Raw genomic sequence first — 18,365 nt, 5'->3', positions numbered from 1 at the left:
GGGCGCACCTGCCGAGCCGTCGGGAGCGATCGACGAAGCCGCTGATCCTGCAGGCTCGACAGCACCTGCGTCGGAACCGGAGACGATCAGCCCGGCCGAACGTGGCCGCCCGGCCGCAACAGACGATTCCGTCGCCGCCACAACCGATTCCGCCGACATCGCCGCGGAGGCGGCGGACGTGAGCGCGGGCACCGAATCCGATCCCCGGCCCACCACCGGCGCGCCCATCCGCGACGGTGGCTCGAATCCGGCCGCGCCCGCATCGGAAACCGGTGACACCGCGACCGAGACGAGCGCCGCCGCGACATCGGCGACAGGCGTCGTGGCGGCCGACGCGAGTGCCGCTGCGGCTGGCGGGGACGCGGCAGCGAGTGAAGTTGCCGCAGCGGCACCCACCGGAGCACCAGCAGCAGATGACGGGGGCGCACAATCCAGCGACCGGGCCGCCGCGACCACCGCCGACGTCGGCCGCGAGACCGCCGAGGACCCGAGCGAAGCTACCGTCTCGCACCCGGAGACGAGTGAGTCGCCGGCCGCTGCCGTCCCAGGCGAACCGAGCGCGGCGGACGTCGCACTCTCGACCACCGGCGACCGCACGCGCGCCGATGATCCAGTAACCGGAACGACCGATCCGGGTGCCGGCGGCGCAGGTGATCAGGCCACCTCGCGAACCGCCGCTGCGGATGCCCAGGGCGACAAGGGCTCCGGGGCGAACGGACCACAGCCCGAAGCGGGCGAGTCCATAACCGAACCGGACGGCGCCGGACCGACCGGCACCCCTGACATGGCATCTGCTGCCATAACCACAACGGCGCCTGCGGACGGCGCGCCCACCGTCGCCGACTCTCTCTCGGCCGCAACAACGGTCGCCTCGGCCACACCCGAAAAGACCGCGCCGCAGCAGGACTCGAAGCAGCAGGATGCCGGGTCGGCGTGGCAGCGGATCACGCCGGGCGCAGGAGCCGCCGCGCCGACCGTGGTGATCCCGGCGGCCGGGCTGTCAGCAGCCGGACAACCGGCGAGCGGGGAGCCGGCGGCCGGGCAGTCGGCGACCGGGCAACCGGCGAGCGGGCCCGGTCGTGCTGCCGCACTGTGGGATACGGCCCGGACCCGGCGTGGGGTGTGGGTGCTCGCCGGGGCCGCCGTGGTGGTGGTGATCGTGCTGGTGGCGCTGGTGCTCGGCTTCTCCGGGGGGAGCAACACGACTACGCCCGCCGCGCAGCAGCCGGGAGCGCCGGCCGGTTCGAGCAGCCGCGCGGCCGTGCCGGCCGCCACGATCACCGTGCCCGCCGCACAGCCGGGACCCGTTGCGCCGCTGCCGATCACGGTGCAGGCCGGTGGTGGCACCCTGGCGGGAGTGACCGTGCACGGGCCGCACGGCGACATCGCCGGTGCGCTCGCCGCGGACAAGTCCGCCTGGACCACCACCGAACCCCTGGACTACGCGAGCAGTTACACCGTCGTCGCCGACGCGGTCAACGCCGCGGGCGCGCATACGCAACAGGACTTCACCGTCACCACCCTCAGCCCGCGCCGCACCGCCTACGCCAACGTGGTGCCGGCCCCGGAAGTGGTGGCCGACACCGGGATCGGCGTCGGGCAGCCGATGGTGTTCCAGTTCACCGCGCCGGTGTCCGACAAGGCGGAGGTGCAGAAACACCTGCACGTGACCACGACCCCGCCGCAGCCGGGCGCCTGGTACTGGGTCGACGATCGGGCCGTGCACTTCCGCGGCCCGACCTATTGGCAGCCGGGCACGCGGATCCACATCCAGGCCGATGTGCTCGGTGTCGATCTGGGCGACGGCATCTTCGGCGCCGAGAACTACGGCGCCGACTACACCGTCCACGACTCGTGGGTCGCCAAGGCCGACGGCGACACCGACCAGTTGACGATCTTCCAGAACGGCGTGCAGGTCAACGAGATGGAGATGAGTCTCGGCGACCCCGGTCATCCCTCGCACGTGGGCCCGCACGTGATCTCCGGTAAGCAGCCGTCGATCGTGATGGACTCCTGCACCTACGGTGTGTGCGCCGGCCAGGCCGGCTACTACAGCGAGACCGTCTATCTGGATCTGCGCATCTCCAACGACGGCGAATTCGTGCACTCCGCGCCCTGGTCGGTCAATCAGCAGGGCTCGAGCAACGTCTCACACGGTTGCGTGAACCTCTCCCCGGCCAACGCGCAGTGGTTCTACGACCGTTTCGGCATCGGTGACGTGGTGGAGATCGTCAACTCCGGCGGCCCGCCGCTGCCGATCTGGGACACCTACGGCGACTGGGAGGTTCCGTGGGAGGTCTGGCAGGCCGGCAACGCCACCGACTGACCGGAACATGCCCGCAGGGAAAAATTGCCCTGTAGGAAACATTGCCCGGTGGGCATCGAAGTGCCTATGCTGGCAGACATGGCCGCATCGGTGCCCCCCGGACTCCGGGAGCGCAAGAAACTCGACACCCGCATGGCGCTCAGCGATGCCGCGCTGGTGCTGATGTTCGAGCGCGGCCTGGAGAATGTGGTGCGTGAGGACATCGCGGCGCAGGCCGGGGTGTCCGTACGCACCTTCACCAACTATTTCGCCAACAAATACGAGGCACTGGCCTACCGCCAGATCGAGCGGATGCGCCGCACCGTCGAGATGCTGCGCGCCCGCCCCGCCGGGGAACCGCTGTGGGAGGCCGTCACCGCCGCGGTCCTGGCGCCCCTGGTGGACGACGGCGTCAACCGCCGGCCCCCCACCCGCGAGCAACTGGCCGAAGCCGCCAAACTCACCGCCGTACCCGAGGTGTACGCCGCGTTCACCAGGGAGGTGACCGGCGACCTCGCGGCCGCCGTCGCCGCGCGCACCGGCACCGACGCCGAGCGCGACCTCTATCCGCGGCTGGTCGCCGGCGCCGTCGTCGTCGCCTACCAGGCCGCCATCGAGGTCTACGTCCGCGCGGAACCCCCGGTGTTCCTGACGGTTCCGTTGCGCGAGGCCTTCACCCGCATCGCCGCCGGGCTCCCCGACCCCTCGGCCTGACCCACCCCCGACCCCGCCCACCGGCCCGCCGGTCGCTGCGCCGTGCCCGGAATCACCGAAATCCGTTGCCCTACCTGAGAGGTGGCCTCGCCATGTCCGAAAACAGCTGCGACATCATCATTTCCGGAGCCGGCCCGAACGGGCTCATGCTCGCCTGCGAACTCGCCCTCGCCGGGGTCACGCCGATCGTGCTCGAACGGACACCCGGCCCCAGCACCGAACAGAAGGCCAACGGCCTCGTCGGCTCGGTGGTCCGCGCGATGGACATGCGCGGCCTCTACCCCGACACCCCGCCACAACCGGTGCCGGCCTACCTGTTCAGCGCCATGACCCTGAATTTCGCCGACCTGCACGACAATCCGATGTGCATGTGGCCGATCCCGCAACCGGTGCTCACCCGGCTGCTGGCCGACCGGGCCGCCACCCTCGGCGTCGAGGTGCGCTGGGGCCACACCCTCACCGACATCACCCAGGACACCGGACAGGTCACCGCCACCGTCGCCGGACCCACCGGCGGCCACACCCTGACCGCGGCGTACCTGGTCGCCGCCGACGGTGGAAAGAGCTTGGTACGCAAGCGATCCGGCATCGGCTTCCCCGGCTTCACCGCCCCCGACCGGATCTCGCGCCTGGGCCACGCCACCGTGCCCGCCGCCCTGCGCACCCCCGACGGCGGCCTCGACATACCCGGCGCCGGGCATTTCCGCTTCGGCCACAACCGGGTCGAGCGCGGCCTGTTCGTCTTCGCCGAGCTGCAACCCGGCCGCGCCATCGTCGCCACCGTCGAGCACGGCGCCGGGCCCGTCGACGAGGACACCCCCATGACCCTCGACGAACTGCGCGACAGCGTCACCCGCGTCCTCGGCGCCGAACTGCCGATGCTGCCACTGCCCCCGGACCTGAACCCGGTACTGCGCCGCGTCGTCGGCCAGAACACCCGCCTCGCCGACCGCTACCGCGACGGCCGGGTGCTGCTGCTCGGCGACGCCGCGCACGTGCACTCGGCGATGGGCGGACCCGGCCTGAACCTGGGCCTGCAGGACGCGCTCAACCTGGGCTGGAAACTCGCCGCCGAGGTCCGTGGCCACGCCCCGGCGGGCCTGCTCGACACCTACGAGAGCGAACGCCGCCCGGTCGCCGAACGCGTCATGATGCAGACCCTCGCCCAATCCGCGCTGGTCGCCCCCGGACCCGAAATCACCGCCCTCCGAAAGCTTTTCGGAGAACTGCTCGACCTCCCCGGCGTCACGGGCCACATCGCCCGCCTGCTGGCCGGCTCCGATACCCGCTACGACACCGGCTGCGCCCACCCGCTGGCCGGTCACCTGGCCCCCGACCTCACCGTCGGCACCCCCGCCCGCCCCCTGCTGCTCGACCCCACCGGCACCGACCCCGCCGCCGCCTGGTCCGGCCGCGTCGACACGCTCCGGGTCACCGACGTCCCGGCCATCCTGCTGATCCGCCCCGACGGCTACATCGCCTGGGCCGCAACCGAACTCGACATCGAAGGACTGCACGCCGCCCTCACCCGCTGGTTCGGCCCGGCCCACCGGCTGTCCGCGGCCGGCTGAGCGCGTGACCGCCCACGGCGACTCGATCGCGCCTCCCGGTGCCACGGCCCGGTGCGCACCCGAAACCTCTGTGCTGCCACGAATCCGGCCCTGAGGCCGTTCCGCTCGCCCGACGGCGCGGACGGACTCGTAATGCCCCGGGGTCGACGCGGTAAATGCCCTCGGTGCCGGTTCCTGTCCAGTGCCATCGCTGTTCCGCTGTGGGACAACGGTTCGGGGGGATCGCGCGTCGCAGGGGATCGGTAGCCCGACCGGCGGACGTCGCCGCACTCGTGACGATCCGAAATGATTGCTGGATGGCACTTTTCACCGATCACCAAGGCCGCCGATGCGACCGGGTGACGAGTGCGGACCAGCTGCTGAGGTCGGTGGAGGCATGGCTCCCAGCAGCGCACCCCGGGCACAGCCGGTGGTAGAACGCGCGTCGGCGCGGGTGTAGCGCTGCTTGCGGGACCCCGCCGGTGACCCGGCCACGCGGCCGGGGCACCCGCGCCGCGACCGAAGTATGCGGCCCGCAGGTACCGCGGACGCCTAGTCAGCGGCCGCCGCGGTGATCACGTGCATCAGATCGCGCAGGTCCGCGTCGAACTCGGCGGCCAGGTCCACCGGCAACCGCAGATACGGGGCCAGACGGGCGTGCGTGGCGAGCGGCCCGTCGGGGATCGCGCCGCGGCGGGTCCGCCGATCGTCGGCCGCGGTGAACCGCCCGGATGCCTCCGAGGCCACGAACCCCAGCACGAACGTGCTCACCAGCCGCTCCAGCCGCGGAACCTCCGCATCCGGCACCCCCGCCTCCAGCAACGCCGCGTAGATCGCGTCGACGACCCCGGCGCCGTCGCGGGTGACCGTGGGCCGGCTGAACAGCAACTGCGCCGCCCACGGATGCGACCCGGCCAGCGCCCGGGTCGCGTGCGCCAGTGCTGTCAGCCGTCGATCCCACGGCAGCGCCACTGTCTCGGCCGGCAGCAGACCCGCCAGCAACCGCCCGACCAGCCCGTCCAGCAGCGCCGACTTGTCGGCGATATGCCGGTACAGCGCCATCGGCGTCACCCCGATCCGGTCGGCCACCGCCCGCATCGACACCGCGTCCAGACCGTGCTCGTCGGCGATCGCGATCGCCGCGTCGAGGATCTCTTCCCGTCTGCCACTCACAGGTCTACAGTGTATACGTATACAGCGTAGACATGAGGAACGGGAGGTCGCCGTGCTCGTCGCGGAAGGTCTGGTCAAGCGCTACGGCGGCCGGAACGCACTCGACGGTTTCGACCTGACCGTCGCTCCCGGCGAGATCGCCGGGCTCATCGGCCACAACGGAGCCGGGAAGACCACCTTCGTGGAGATCGTCACCGGCCTCGTGCGGCCCGACGCCGGACGGGTCCGCGTCGGCGGCCTCGACGCGGTCCGCGCCGGGCGCGCCGCCCGCGGGCTGCTCGGCGTCGCACCCCAGGAAATGGCCCTCTACCACCGCGCCACCGCACGTGAGAACGTCCGGCTGTTCGCCGGACTCGCGGGCCTGCGCGGCCGCGCGCGCGAGACCCGCGTCGCCGACATCCTCGGCGAACTGATGCTCACCGACGTCGCCGACGAGCCCACTGGCGCGCTGTCCGGCGGGCAGCGCCGGCGCGTGCAGGCGGCCACCGCGATGGTCGCCGCACCCCCGCTGCTGCTGCTCGACGAACCCACCGCCGGCGCCGACCCGGACACCCGCACCGCCCTGCTCGCCGCCGTGAAAGCGCGCGCCGCCGCTGGCGCCGCCGTCCTCTACACCACCCACTACCTGCCCGAACTGGCCGACCTCGGCGCCACCCTGGCGCTCGCGCGCGCCGGGCGCGTCGTCGCCCGCGGCACCCAGCGTGAACTGACCGGCGGCCTGCCCGGCGAACTGCGCGTCACCTTCGCCGACCCGGCCGAACCCGAACTGCGCCTGCGCACCCGCGATCCCGGCGCCGATCTCGCCGCCCTGCTCGCCACCGGCCGCACCCCCGCCACCGTCGACGTGCGCCGCCCCGACCTCGACGACCTCTACCGCTCCCTCGCCACCGATCCGGAGACCGACCGTGCCGCTGCCTGCTGAAACATTGACTCGCACAACCACTCTCGTGCGACACAACCTGCTGCTGGTGCGACGCGAACCGGGACCGATCCTGAGCCGGATGATCCTGCCCCTGGTGTTCCTCACCCTGCTGCGCCCGCTGTACACCGCCGCCCAGGGCCCCGCGGCCGGCACCGAACAGGCCGTCGTCGGCACCGTCGTCACCTTCTCGCTGCTGGCGCTGAGCATCTCCGGCAGCGCGATCCTCACCGAACGACTCGCCCGCACCTGGGACCGGCTGCGCGCGAGCGCGGCCCACCCGGCCGAACTGTTCACCGGCAAGGCCGTGCCCGCTTTCCTCGCGCTGCTGACCCAGCAGGCACTCATCCTCGGATTCGCCGGCGCCTTCCTCGGCCTGCGCCCGCAGCATTACGGGCTGCTGGCCGCGGTACTGCTGAGCTGGAGCGTCACCCTGCTGGGCCTGGGCACCCTACTCGGCGTCCTGGCGCGCAGCGCGGGCGAACTGTCGGCCGCCTACGACATCGGCGGCATGCTGCTCAGCAGCCTCGGCGGCGCCCTGGTCCCGCTGTCGGTCCTGCCGCACTGGGTGAACGTCGTCGCCCCGATCTCGCCCGGCTACTGGGCCGCGCACGGCCTGCGCGCCTCCCTCGCCGGCGACACCGCCGCCACCGTCACCACCTGCGCCATCCTGCTCGCGGCCGGGGTGGTCTGCGCCCTCGCCGCGGCGCTACGGCTGCGCGGCCGCGGCAGCCGGCTCGTCGCGCTCTGACCGGCGTGGTCGCGATCACTGCGCGCGCACCGGCGGATCGGTTATCGTGGCCGGGTGCGGCGGTGGGGCTCGCCGCTTCCGGTCCACCGGAACAACCGTGCCGACAGGTCACCAACAGTCCCTACTTGACCAGCAGTCCTGTGTCCGAGTAGGAGTCCGTCGTGCCCGAGAACCGCCCCATCGACCCCGACATCGATCTGCGCATCCCCGCCCAGCGCGGCGAACTGGCCCGCGAGCACGGCGCCGTCCTCGCGGTGATCGCCGCCGGCGGCGGCCTCGGCGCGCTGGCCCGCTTCGGGATCGCGCACCTGCTGCCCACCCGGCCCGGCGCCTTCCCCTGGGGCACCTTCGTCACCAACATCACCGGCTGCCTCGCCATCGGTGTGCTCATGGTGTTCGTCACCGAATCCCGGTCGGCGCACCGGCTGGTCCGGCCGTTCCTCGGCGTCGGCGTGCTCGGCGGCTTCACCACCTTCTCCACCTACGCGGTCGAGACCCGCGACCTGCTGCAACCCGGTTCCGCCGCGATCGCGTTCGGCTACCTCGCCGGCACCGTCGTCGCCGCCCTGCTCGCCGTGTACGCCGGAGTCGGCCTCGGCCGGGCGATCCTGCCCACCGGCACCGGCACCGGCACCGGCACCGGCACCGGCACCGGCACCGGCACCGGCACCGGCGACCCGGAGCACCTCGTCACCCACCGGGAGGAGAACGCGTCGTGACAGTCGTCCTCGTCGTGCTCGGCGCCATGCTCGGCGCACCCGCGCGCTACCTCACCGACCGGGCCGTGCAAGCCCGCCACGACAGCGTGTTCCCGTGGGGCACCCTCACCGTCAACGTGATCGGCTGCCTGATCCTCGGCGCGCTCACCGGCGCCACCGCGGGCCGGCCCGAACTGGCCCTGCTCGGCACCGGATTCTGCGGCGCGCTGACCACCTACAGCACCTTCGGCTACGAAACGGTCCGGTTGCTGGAACAACGCGCCCGCTGCTACGCGGTGCTGAACGTCGCCGTGAGCATCGTCGCCGGTCTCGGCGCCGCGCTGGCCGGCTACGCCGCCGCCGCGGCCGTCACCGGCTGACCGGGCCGCCCCCACCGGCGTCGATCCTGCACTACCCTCGGAACCACTGTCGGTGGCGGGCGGCAGCCGACGGCCTCGCCGCGCATGCCGATCGCTCGAGGACCACGAGGTGTGCCGATGACGAGTCCGTTCGCCCGCGTCCCCCACGCATCGCAACCCGCGATGGACCGGCCGCTGCCGCCGCTGCCCGAGGCCGGCCACATCTTCGACCGCACCCTGCGCCTGACACCCACCGACCTCGACGGCGACGACTGCCTGCGCCCCGACGGCATCGCCCGCCACATCCACGAGACCGGCATCGAACACCTCGCCGCCACACACCTGCTCGCCGGGAACCCGCACTGGACGGTCCGGCGCACCGTGGTCGACGTGATCGAGCCGATCGCCTACCCCGCCGAGTTACGGCTGCGCCGCTGGTGTTCCGGCCTGGCGTCGATGTGGTCGGCGATGCGGCTGCGCCTGGACACCGACCGCGGCGGCCTGATCGAGACCGAGGGTTTCTGGGTGCACCTCAACCCCGACACCCGCAACCCCGCTCGCATCTCCGACCGCTACCTGCAACTCATGGCCACCACCGCCGCGCCGGAGCCGCTGTCGTGGCGGCCGTGGCTGCGAGCTCCGCTGCCGGCCAGCATGGGTGACCGATTCCCGTTGCGGCGCAGCGACTTCGACCATTTCGGCCAGCTCGCGGCCACGACTTACTGGGCCGGGGTGTACGAATACCTCACCGACGCGGGCGATGTCACCGCCCGCCCGCACCGCTACATCCTCGAATGCCACAAAGCCGTGCGCCCCGGCGAACACGTCGACATCTACACCGATCGCGGCCGCGACGGCCTCACCATCTGGTTCGCCGTCGACCGCGACGTCCGCGCCCTCGCCCAGCTGCGCCGCGCCCCGTGAACCATGCCGCGCATCCCCCGCGCTGACGGGGGATCTGCACCGCACGCGGCGTCGCTCTCCAGCAAGGAACGCGACGTCGGCCGGATCGTGTGCCGGGGCCCGGCGGTCCGCCGGCAGTCCCGGCGCTCGACCGGCGGTCAGGAGACGGTGTGCCGCAACACGGTACCGTGCCGATCCGCCGACAACTCGCCGTCGCGGACCGCGAACCGGCCGCCGACGAGGACGTGCACGACGCCGGTCGCGTACGACAGCGGTCGCGCATAGGTCGCCGTGTCCGCGAACGTCTGCGGATCGAACACCGTGATGTCGGCGACCCGGCCCGGGCCGAGCACCCCGCGGTCGGTGAGCCCGATGCGCGACGCGGGCAGCGACGTCATCTTCCGCACCACCTCCGCCAGCCCCACCACGTGCCGGGTGCGCTGATACTCGGCCACCGCGCGGGCGAAGGTACCGAAGTTGCGGGGATGCGGATGCCCGCCGCCGGAGGTGTCGAGCACCCAGCCGTCGCTGGCGATCGCGCTCAGCTCGTCCCGCACCACGGTGTCCACATCGTCGGCGGCCATCGCGTGATTGACGATCCACACGTCGGCGTCGTGCTCGCGCAGCAGATCGCACACCGTCTGCTCCGGGGTGCGCCCCTCCGCCGCGGCGACATCGGCGAGCGAGGCGCCCACCCATCGGCTGAACGGACCGGCCGGCAGCGCCGCGATCACCGTGCCCGCCGGCAACAGCGTGCGACCCACCCGGGCCGCGACCTCCGCCTCGATGCGGGCCGCGGTCGCCGGATCGCGCAGCCGGTCCACCAGCGCCGCCGGTCCACCGTCGAGCGCCCAATCGGGCAGTCGCGAACTGAGTTTCGTCGACGACGCGGTGTACGGATACACATCGCACGCCACATCGATACCGTCGCCCCGCGCGGAGTGGATGCGCCGCAACGCTTCTCGCACCTTGCCGTGATTGGCCGGTCCCATCGCCTTCAGATGCGAGATCTGCAACCGCACGCCACTGCGGCGCGCGGTGTCCAGCGCCTCGTCGACCGCTTCCAGCAGCCGATCGCCCTCGTCGCGCATATGGGTGGTGTACAGCAGGCCCGCCTCGGCCGCGGCCGTAGCCACCGCGACGATCTCGTCCGCCGACGCGAAAGAGCCCGGCGCATAGATCAATCCGCTCGACACCCCGAAGACACCCGCGGCGGCGCACTCCCGCAGCAGATCGCACATCCGCACCAGCTCCGCCTCGGTCAGCGCGCGCCGCGCACTACCCGCCACCGACGACCGCAACGCCGCGTGCCCGACCATCGCCGCCACGTTCACCCCGGGCCGATTGCCGTCCACCGCGTCCGCGAACGCGGCGAAACTCGGCCACTGCCCGCCCCCGTCGCTCGCCACCACCGGAAACGGTGAGGTGCCACAGTTCCCGGTGACGATCGTGGTCACCCCCTGCCGCAGGCACGACTGCGCCGCCGGGAACCAGCGAATCGTGAAATCCGCGTGCGAATGCAGATCGACGAATCCCGGCGCGAGCACCATCCCGGCGCAGTCGACCACCTCCCGCGCCGTCTCGCCCGCACCGACCGGCACGATCCGATCCCCGTCGATCCCGAGATCGGCGAGCACCGGCGCGGCGCCGGTCCCATCGACGACCGTCCCGCCGCGCAACAGCAGATCCAACATGGTCCTCCCTTTCCGGAATGTCCCGGCAGCAGCACCGGGACGATCGGTCACCACGGCATCACGAGACCGGCGGCCGGGACGCCGGACAGCCACCGCCTCATGCTGCCGCAGCCTGCCCGGATGCGGCGCCGTCGTATCACCGGGCGTGTTCCTGCGGCCCCGGCGGGCACGGATGTCACCGCCCGGGCGCGCCGATGCGGCACGTGCAACGAAACATGTTGTGGCGCATGCTATCCGTGCCGTGCCGTGCCGTGCCGTGCCGTGCCGTGCCGTGCCGTGCCGTGCCGTGCCGTGCCGTGCCGTGCCGTGCCGTGCCGTGCCGTGCTGGGGCAGCTCACCGTTGCCGCACCGGGCACAGCGCCAGTAGGGCGTCCGCCTGCGCGCCACCGCTCTCGGCGACGATCTCCGCGATCGACTGCTGCGCCCGGATCGTGGTGAACCGCACCTCGCCGTCGCGCCGCGCGAAGCCGTACACCGCGGTGCGCGGCAGGCTGTTGTACGACCACGGTGTGGAGAAGTAGTAGGCCCCGGTGTCGTACAGCGCCACCACATCACCGGCCGTCAGCTCCGGCAGCGGATGATCGAGCGCGACCATATCGCCGGCGAAACAGCACGGGCCCGCCACATCCTGCCGCAGCGCCGGACCGGACTTGCGGTCACCGGCGGCGGTGAACGCGCCCAGCCGCAGCGGCCACGACTGCGGCATGAACACCGTGCGGGTCGCCACCTGCGCACCCGCGTGGGTGATCGCGATCCGCCGATCGCCGGCCTGTTTCGTGTATTCCACCAGCGCGGCCACGAACCCGTTCTTCGCCAGCAGCGACCTGCCGAACTCGGTGATCAGCGTGTACCGGCCGTCGAACAGCCCCGGCACCCGCCGGCGCAGCAACCGCGCGTAGTCGGCGTAGGTGGGGGTCACCTCGTCACCGGTGAAGTTCACCGGCAGTCCGCCCCCGATGTCCACACCGGTGATCTGCTGATATCCCGCCGCGGCGTTGATCCGCTCGGCCAGCTCGTACACCGCCGCGACGCCGTCGGCCATCAACTCCAGCGGGCAGCCCTGGGACCCGACGTGCACATGCAGCCGCGTCAGTGCCGGACGGGCCAGGCACGCGGCGATGATCCGTTCCCGCTGTTCCCGCAGCGGCACCCCGAACTTCGAGGCCCGTCCGGCGGTGCTCATCGCCGCGATCGCCCCCGAGCCGACCTGCGGATTGATCCGCAGACCCACCGCCGGCGGGGCGGCCGGCAGCAGCGCGTCGATGCGCTCGAGTTCGTCGAGATTGTCGGCGTTGACCGCCGCGCCGGCGGTCAACGCCGTGGCCAGCTCGGCGCGGGTCTTCGCCGGGGAGTCGTACACGATCCGCTCCGGCGGCACCCCCGCCGCCAGCGCCTGCGCGTACTCGCCGGGACTGGCGACCTCACAACCGAGGCCCGCGTCGGCCAGCAGCCGCAGGACCGGGACCAGCGCCGCCGCCTTCACCGCGAAGGTGTGCAGCACCGGCACACCGTCGAACGCGGCCGTCAAATCCCGCACCGACTCGAGGATGCCGTCCACATCGATGAAACCGGTTACCGGACTACCGGCGCCGACCAGGCCCGACCGGACCGCCGAACGCACCACCGGATCGAATCCTCGTGCCATCGTCATACCGGCACAGTGCCGCCACCTCGGCATTTCCCGCCCGGATCGCCTGATACCGTCACCGGCACCCGCGAAAGGAGGCACCCGTGCACGATTCCGTCGACGAGCTCGACCTCGCTCTGATCAACGCTCTCCAGCTCAGCCCGCGCGCCCCCTGGTCGCAGGTGGCGACCGCGCTGGATATCGACGCCGTCACCGCCGCCCGGCGCTGGCACCGTCTCACCGCCGCCGGGCTGGCGTGGGTGACCTGTGTCGTCGGCCCGGCCCGGCACCCCGAATTCTGCCTCGCCTACGTCGACATCGACTGCGCGCCCGGCGAACTCGACGCCGTCACCGCGGCGCTGGCCGAACTAGACCCGATCCTCTACCTGTACCACCGCAGCGGCGGCCACGCCCTGCTGGCGGTGCTCGTCCAGCCGAACCCCGCCGCCGTGTCGCAGTACCTGCACACCGTGCTCGAACCGCTGCCCGGTGTGCGCGGGTACCGCTGCGAACTGCGGACCGTCGGCTACGGCGAAGCTACCCGCTGGCGACTGCACAGCCTCGAACCGGCACAACAACGCCTGCTGCGGGCCGGCGCCACCGCCGCGCCACCCCGGCCGCTGCGCATCGACGGCACCGACGAACGGCTCTACCGGCTACTGCACCAGGACGGCCGGATGCCCTTCACCGAGCTGGCCGAACGCGCCGGCATCAGCGACGCCACCGCGCGCCGCCGGGTCACCCGGCTGCTGGCCTCCCGGCAACTACGGCTGCGCTGCGACGTCGCCCAGCCGATCACCGGCACCCCGATCACCGCGATCGTCCGCGCGATCGTCCCCGCCGCGCACCTCGCCACCGCAGGGCCCGCCCTCGCCGCGCTGCCGCAGGTCCGGCTGTGCTGCGCGCTGACCGGGCCCGACAATCTGCTGCTGATGGCCTGGCTACCGGCCCTGTCCGCCCTGCCGGTCCTCGAGGCCGAACTCGCCGAACACGCGCCGGGCCTGGTGGTGACCGACCGGGCGATCAGCCTGCGGACGGTGAAACAACTGGGCCGGTTGCTCGACGGCGAGGGCCGCGCCGTCCGTGACATCCCGCCACGCCCGGAATCCCTCGGCAGCACGAGCATTCGGACACAGAATTGAAACCCCGTGCTGCCGAGGCAATCCCTATCATGGAGATATCGCCTGGTCGGTTGCGCAAGGGGACACCATGGCCAAGATGTCCATCGAGGAACTGCTCGATGTCTTCAAAGATATGACGCTGCTGGAACTCTCGGAGTTCGTCAAGGCGTTCGAGGACCAGTTCGGGGTCACCGCGGCCGCCGCGGCCGTGCCCGCCACCCTCGCCGCACCCGCCCCCGTGGACGCCCCGGAGGAACAGGACGAATTCGATCTGATCCTGGAATCCTTCGGGGACAAGAAGATTCAGGTCATCAAGGCGGTCCGCGAGATGATCACCGGCCTCGGCCTCAAGGAGGCCAAGGATCTCGTCGAAGCGGTCCCGAAACCGATCCTGGAACACGTCGACCGCGAGGCGGCCGAGGCCGGCAAGGCCAAACTCGAGGCCGCCGGCGCTCGCGCCGTGGTGAAATAGCCGCTCGTCCCGTCGTGAAATAGCCGCTCGCCCCGTCGTGAAATAGCCGCTCGCCCCGTCGTGAAGTAGCCGCCGCGAAATGGCAAGGCCCACATCCGATCCGGCCGAACCGGCGGCCGGGTCGGCGGATCAGGCGGAGTGGCGCCGGGGCGCGCGCAAGCCCAGGATGCGGCGCCCGGTGTGGAGCAGCGCGGTGGCCAGCGTGTCGTCGTCGAGGTCGGCGGGCGCGCCGGAGGCCGCGCCGGCCAGGCCGGTCAGCACCGTGGTGGCGTGCACGCCCCCCAGCGGCCCCGGATCGGGCCCGGCCAGCAGCACCGGCGGCCGCGCGATGACCTCGCTCCACTCCGGATGGTGCCGCAGCACCCGAATCACACTGGGATCGGTGGTCAGCACCGACGACGTCGAGCGGCTCGCCGCCACCAGCGCCGCGTAACCGGCCAGCATCGACTCCGCGCGAGCGCGCGGCGTGCGCTGCTGTTCGGCGGCCCGGATCACCTCCCGCAACCGCGTCAGCATCGGCTCCATCACCGCGACCAGCAACTGGTCCCGGGTCCGGAAATGGTAGTAGACGGCCGCCTTCGTGACGCCGAGCTCGTCGGCGACCATCTGCAGCGAGGTTCCGGCGAAGCTGTGCCGGACGAACAGCGCCACGGCGGCGTCGAGGAAGCGCTGCCGGGAGTCGTTGTCCCAGGCGGACGGGCGCGCGGCGGTCGTCATGTCCGCATCCTACTGGTCGACCGGCAGCCCGGTACTTTACGATCAGCTAGTAATTTACTTGCCGAACGGCTAGTGTCGCGGGAGGTTGTGACGCGCCCGCCGCAGCGGTCGGCGGCAGTGGAAAGGACTCGGGATGCCACATTTCGCGAAGCCCGCGGAGGGGTCGTGGACGGAGCACTACCCGCACCTGGGCACCGGCCCGATGTCGTTCGAGGATTCGATCTCCGCCGAGCACTACGAGCGCGAGCGGGACGCGATCTTCGCCCGCACCTGGCTCAATGTCGGCCGGGTGGAACAACTTCCGCGCAAGGGCAGCTACTTCACCCGCGAACTGGCCGTCGCCGCCGCCTCCCTGCTGATCGTGCGCGACGCACACGACGAGATCCGCGCCTTCTACAACATCTGCCGCCACCGCGGCAACAAACTCGTCTGGAACGACTACCCCGGCGAAGAGGTGTCGGGCAGTTGCCGGCAGTTCACCTGCAAATACCACGCCTGGCGGTACGGCCTCGACGGTGAACTCACCTTCGTCCAGCAGGAACAGGAGTTCTTCGATCTCGACAAGAGCACCCACGGACTGAAATCCGTGCGCTGCGAGGTCTGGGAGGGCTTCGTCTTCGTCAACCTCGACGACGACGCCGCACCCCTGCGCGACTACCTCGGCGAACTGGCCGCGGGCCTCGAGGGCTACCCCTTCGGCGAGATGACCGAGGTCTACAAGTACCGCGCCGAGGTCGGCAGCAACTGGAAGCTCTACATCGACGCCTTCGCCGAGTTCTACCACGCGCCGATCCTGCACGCGAAGCAGTACGTCGCCGGCGAATCGTCGAAACTACAGGGCTTCGGCTTCGAGGCGCTGCACTATCGGCTCGACGGCCCGCACGGCATGGTCTCCTCGTGGGGCGGCATGGCCCCGCCGAAGGACCCGAGCATGGTCAAGCCGATCGAAAGAGCGCTCCGCAGCGGCAATTTCGGCGCCTGGGACCGCCCTGACATCCCCGCCCTGGACAATCTGCCGCCGGGACTGAACCCCGCGAAACACCCGGCGTGGGGCCTGGACTCCTATATCTTCTTCCCGAACTTCATGATCGTGGTGTGGGCGCCGGGCTGGTACCTGACCTACCACTACTGGCCCACCGGCCCCGACAGCCACATCTTCGAGGGCACTTTGTATTTCGCGCCCGCGAGGACCGCCACCGACCGGCTGCGCCAAGAGCTGGCGGCGCTGACCTTCAAGGAGTTCGGGCTCCAGGACTGCAACACCCTCGAGGCCACCCAATCCATGCTCGCCTCCCGCGTGATCACCGAATTCCCGCTCAACGACCAGGAGATCCTGCTGCGGCACCTGCACGGGAAAGCGATCGAATACGTGAACGCGCACTTCGAGCGCCGCGACCCGGCCGCCACCGCGACCGGGTAGCCGCCGAACTCACGTCAGGTGATCGAAATCGCCACGGACCCAACGGATGTAGCGGTCCGCGGAACGACGGATCACCTCGCGGGCATCGCCGTCGACCGTGTTGCCGAAATTGTCGTAGACCCGGTCGAAGGCGAACTCCGACACCACGCCCGCCACCCGCTCGACCACCGCCGCCGACAACGGGATCCGGTTCGGATAGCTGCGCATGAACGCCACCGACATCCGATCCGGATTGGCCTGCACCGTATCCGCGCTGAACAACACCCCCGCGCCACCGGCCCCCGCGGCCCAGTGTGCCACCGCGCTGCCCGGGAAATGCCCGCCCACCTGCCGGACCGTCACTCCCGGCGCCGGCTCCAGCCGATCGCGCCACGGCCGGATCACCGGATCGGGGCGGGCCACCCACTCCAGATCGGCGGCCGCCGCGAACACCGGCACGCCACCGAGCAACCGGCTCCACTGCACCTGCGTCCCGTAATGGTGCGGATGACTGGCCACGATCGCCACCACCTCACCGAGTTCCCGCACCGTCGCCACCGCGGCCTCGTCGACATAGCCGACCACATCCCACAACACGATGCCCGCCGGCGTGCGGATCAGATGCGACTGCTGACCGATGCCCACCTTCGGAGTCACCGTCAGCCCGAACAGATCCGGTTCCAGCTCCCGGATGGAGGCGGTCCGGCCCGAGGCGAGCAACTCGTCCTCGCCGAGCCACAACTGCCCCGCCGCCGGCACCCACTGCCGCTCGTCGGCACAGATGCGGCACACCCGCGCCGCCGCGTCGTGCTCCACCGCACAGGTGGCACAGATCTTCCACATACCTCGCCCTCCACTGCCTTCGGACCCGGCCGTGCGTCACCGTACCCGCGGGCGTCACCGCGGCGCGAGCGTTGCCCGCCGCGGGTCGGCCACCGCCGATAAGCTGAAACCGTCTCGACCCGAACACGACCGGCGGGAGCCGACGGTGGAACTCAGGCTGCTGGAATCGTTTCTCGCGGTCGCGGAGGAACTGCACTTCGGCCGCGCGGCCGCGCGGCTGCACATGACCCAGCCCTCGCTGAGCCAGCAACTGCAACGCCTGGAACGCAGCCTCGGCGCGCGGCTGGTGGACCGCACCTCGCATCAGGTCGGACTCACGCCCGCCGGTGTGGCGCTGCGCGATCACGCCCGGCTGCTGCTCGCCCAGGCCGAGGAGGCCCGCGCCGCGGTCCACGCCGCCGCCGCGGGCCGCACCGGCACCCTGCGCGTCGGCTACAACTTCGCCGCGGGCCGCAGCATCCTGCCCGCCGCGCTGGCGCGGATGAGCGCCGTCGCCCCCGGCGTCCAGGTGAACCTCGCCGAACAGCGCACCGGCCCGCAACTGACCGCCCTGTCCGCCGGCGAACTCGACGTCGCCTTCGTGTACGGCCGCCCCGCCCAGCCGCAGTACCGGCACCGCCCGATGCTGCGGGTGCCGCTGGTCGCGATTGTCGGCACCGATCACCGGTGGGCCGCGCGCACCCGAATACCGTTCCGCGAGTTGGCCGATCAGCCCTGCGTACTGTTCCGGCGGGAACAGAGCCCGGCAATGTACGACGCGCTGTTCGACGCCGCCGGCCGCAGCGGCATCACGCTGAATGTCGCGCACTGGCAAGACGATTCGAACGCCACCGCGATCCTGGTGTCGGTCCGGCCGCTGATCGGCTTCGCCTCCGCGCTGCGCGCCGGATTCGCCACGGCCGCAGGCGGTTACGCCCCCGCCGCGGCACTCATCCTGGACGACCCGGTGCCCGCGGTCGAACTGTGCGCGGTCTGGCGCGCCGACGAGGCCAGACCGCTGGTGCACACCTTCCTCGACTGCCTCACCCCCGGCGACGCCGGACAGCCGATCCCGATTCCCGATATCGCCACGAGTGGGAATGGCCCATAGTCGTCCTCATAGCTGTGAATCGGATGGGAG

At 71.5% G+C, this 18,365-nt stretch carries 17 protein-coding genes; 12 read left to right on the top strand and 5 right to left on the bottom strand.

The features are described 5' to 3' along the window. The first annotated feature begins 1,120 nt into the window (after positions 1-1,120). The 3 genes from NRB56_RS17195 (at position 1,121) to NRB56_RS17185 (ending at position 4,590) form a co-directional block, all read left to right on the top strand. Positions 1,121-2,326 (top strand): L,D-transpeptidase, encoded by a 1,206-nt coding sequence (locus NRB56_RS17195; protein WP_406603498.1) that lies wholly within the window; start codon positions 1,121-1,123, stop codon positions 2,324-2,326. A 78-nt stretch (positions 2,327-2,404) separates the two neighbouring features. Continuing rightward, positions 2,405-3,019 carry a TetR/AcrR family transcriptional regulator gene (locus NRB56_RS17190; RefSeq protein WP_153343389.1) on the top strand — a complete coding sequence of 205 codons (615 nt, stop codon included), beginning with the start codon at positions 2,405-2,407 and terminating at the stop codon, positions 3,017-3,019. Between the two features lie 92 nt (positions 3,020-3,111). After that, a complete protein-coding gene (locus tag NRB56_RS17185; protein ID WP_153343387.1) occupies positions 3,112-4,590 on the top strand; it encodes an FAD-dependent monooxygenase in 1,479 nt (492 codons plus the stop codon). A gap of 531 nt (positions 4,591-5,121) precedes the next feature. On the opposite strand, the gene NRB56_RS17180 is transcribed toward NRB56_RS17185, so the two are convergent. After that, complete coding sequence (locus tag NRB56_RS17180; protein WP_319943107.1) at positions 5,122-5,742, bottom strand: TetR/AcrR family transcriptional regulator; 621 nt, start codon at positions 5,740-5,742, stop codon at positions 5,122-5,124. Between the two features lie 52 nt (positions 5,743-5,794). Here NRB56_RS17180 and NRB56_RS39725 point away from each other — a divergent pair, with 52 nt between their 5' ends. The 5 genes from NRB56_RS39725 (at position 5,795) to NRB56_RS17155 (ending at position 9,393) form a co-directional block, all read left to right on the top strand. Continuing rightward, positions 5,795-6,664, top strand: a complete 870-nt coding sequence (locus tag NRB56_RS39725) for an ABC transporter ATP-binding protein (protein WP_319943106.1) — start codon at positions 5,795-5,797, stop codon at positions 6,662-6,664. A gap of 25 nt (positions 6,665-6,689) precedes the next feature. Continuing rightward, complete coding sequence (locus NRB56_RS17170; RefSeq protein ID WP_319943105.1) at positions 6,690-7,412, top strand: ABC transporter permease; 723 nt, start codon at positions 6,690-6,692, stop codon at positions 7,410-7,412. 161 nt (positions 7,413-7,573) lie between these two features. Beyond that, positions 7,574-8,131 carry a fluoride efflux transporter CrcB gene (crcB, locus tag NRB56_RS17165; RefSeq protein ID WP_319943104.1) on the top strand — a complete coding sequence of 186 codons (558 nt, stop codon included), beginning with the start codon at positions 7,574-7,576 and terminating at the stop codon, positions 8,129-8,131. Continuing rightward, positions 8,128-8,490 (top strand): fluoride efflux transporter CrcB, encoded by a 363-nt coding sequence (gene crcB, locus NRB56_RS17160; RefSeq protein WP_319943103.1) that lies wholly within the window; start codon positions 8,128-8,130, stop codon positions 8,488-8,490. The genes crcB (NRB56_RS17165) and crcB (NRB56_RS17160) overlap by 4 nt, the downstream gene beginning before the upstream one ends. 117 nt (positions 8,491-8,607) lie before the next feature. Then, positions 8,608-9,393 (top strand): acyl-ACP thioesterase domain-containing protein, encoded by a 786-nt coding sequence (locus NRB56_RS17155; RefSeq protein WP_194290893.1) that lies wholly within the window; start codon positions 8,608-8,610, stop codon positions 9,391-9,393. A 137-nt stretch (positions 9,394-9,530) separates the two neighbouring features. Here the strand turns inward: NRB56_RS17155 and NRB56_RS17150 are convergent, their stop codons facing one another. Next, a complete protein-coding gene (locus tag NRB56_RS17150) occupies positions 9,531-11,066 on the bottom strand; it encodes an N-acyl-D-amino-acid deacylase family protein (protein ID WP_153343379.1) in 1,536 nt (511 codons plus the stop codon). A gap of 334 nt (positions 11,067-11,400) precedes the next feature. Next, entirely contained in the window at positions 11,401-12,717 is a 1,317-nt protein-coding gene (locus tag NRB56_RS17145; protein ID WP_227837877.1) for a type III PLP-dependent enzyme domain-containing protein, read from the bottom strand. An 80-nt stretch (positions 12,718-12,797) separates the two neighbouring features. Here NRB56_RS17145 and NRB56_RS17140 point away from each other — a divergent pair, with 80 nt between their 5' ends. Then, on the top strand, positions 12,798-13,835 hold the full coding sequence (locus NRB56_RS17140) for an Lrp/AsnC family transcriptional regulator (RefSeq protein WP_319943102.1): 1,038 nt from the start codon (positions 12,798-12,800) through the stop codon (positions 13,833-13,835). 67 nt (positions 13,836-13,902) lie between these two features. Beyond that, positions 13,903-14,286: a 50S ribosomal protein L7/L12 gene (gene rplL / locus NRB56_RS17135; RefSeq protein WP_153343375.1), complete on the top strand. Its 384-nt coding sequence runs from the start codon at positions 13,903-13,905 to the stop codon at positions 14,284-14,286. A gap of 129 nt (positions 14,287-14,415) precedes the next feature. Here rplL and NRB56_RS17130 read toward each other — a convergent pair whose 3' ends face one another. Then, positions 14,416-15,003, bottom strand: coding sequence for a TetR/AcrR family transcriptional regulator (locus NRB56_RS17130; protein WP_153343373.1), 588 nt, complete (start codon positions 15,001-15,003; stop codon positions 14,416-14,418). 133 nt (positions 15,004-15,136) lie between these two features. Here NRB56_RS17130 and NRB56_RS17125 point away from each other — a divergent pair, with 133 nt between their 5' ends. Continuing rightward, positions 15,137-16,423 carry an aromatic ring-hydroxylating oxygenase subunit alpha gene (locus tag NRB56_RS17125; RefSeq protein WP_153343371.1) on the top strand — a complete coding sequence of 429 codons (1,287 nt, stop codon included), beginning with the start codon at positions 15,137-15,139 and terminating at the stop codon, positions 16,421-16,423. 9 nt (positions 16,424-16,432) lie between these two features. Here NRB56_RS17125 and NRB56_RS17120 read toward each other — a convergent pair whose 3' ends face one another. Then, positions 16,433-17,245: an MBL fold metallo-hydrolase gene (locus NRB56_RS17120; protein WP_153343369.1), complete on the bottom strand. Its 813-nt coding sequence runs from the start codon at positions 17,243-17,245 to the stop codon at positions 16,433-16,435. A gap of 145 nt (positions 17,246-17,390) precedes the next feature. Between NRB56_RS17120 and NRB56_RS17115 the strand changes: the two genes are divergently transcribed. Continuing rightward, positions 17,391-18,335: a LysR family transcriptional regulator gene (locus NRB56_RS17115; protein WP_319943101.1), complete on the top strand. Its 945-nt coding sequence runs from the start codon at positions 17,391-17,393 to the stop codon at positions 18,333-18,335. Positions 18,336-18,365: the final 30 nt, after the last annotated feature.

The organism is Nocardia aurantia, from assembly GCF_009604425.1.
GTDB lineage: Bacteria > Actinomycetota > Actinomycetes > Mycobacteriales > Mycobacteriaceae > Nocardia > Nocardia aurantia.
The sequence above is the reverse complement of the archived record's forward strand: the minus strand, read 5'-3'. Positions and strand labels throughout refer to the sequence as shown.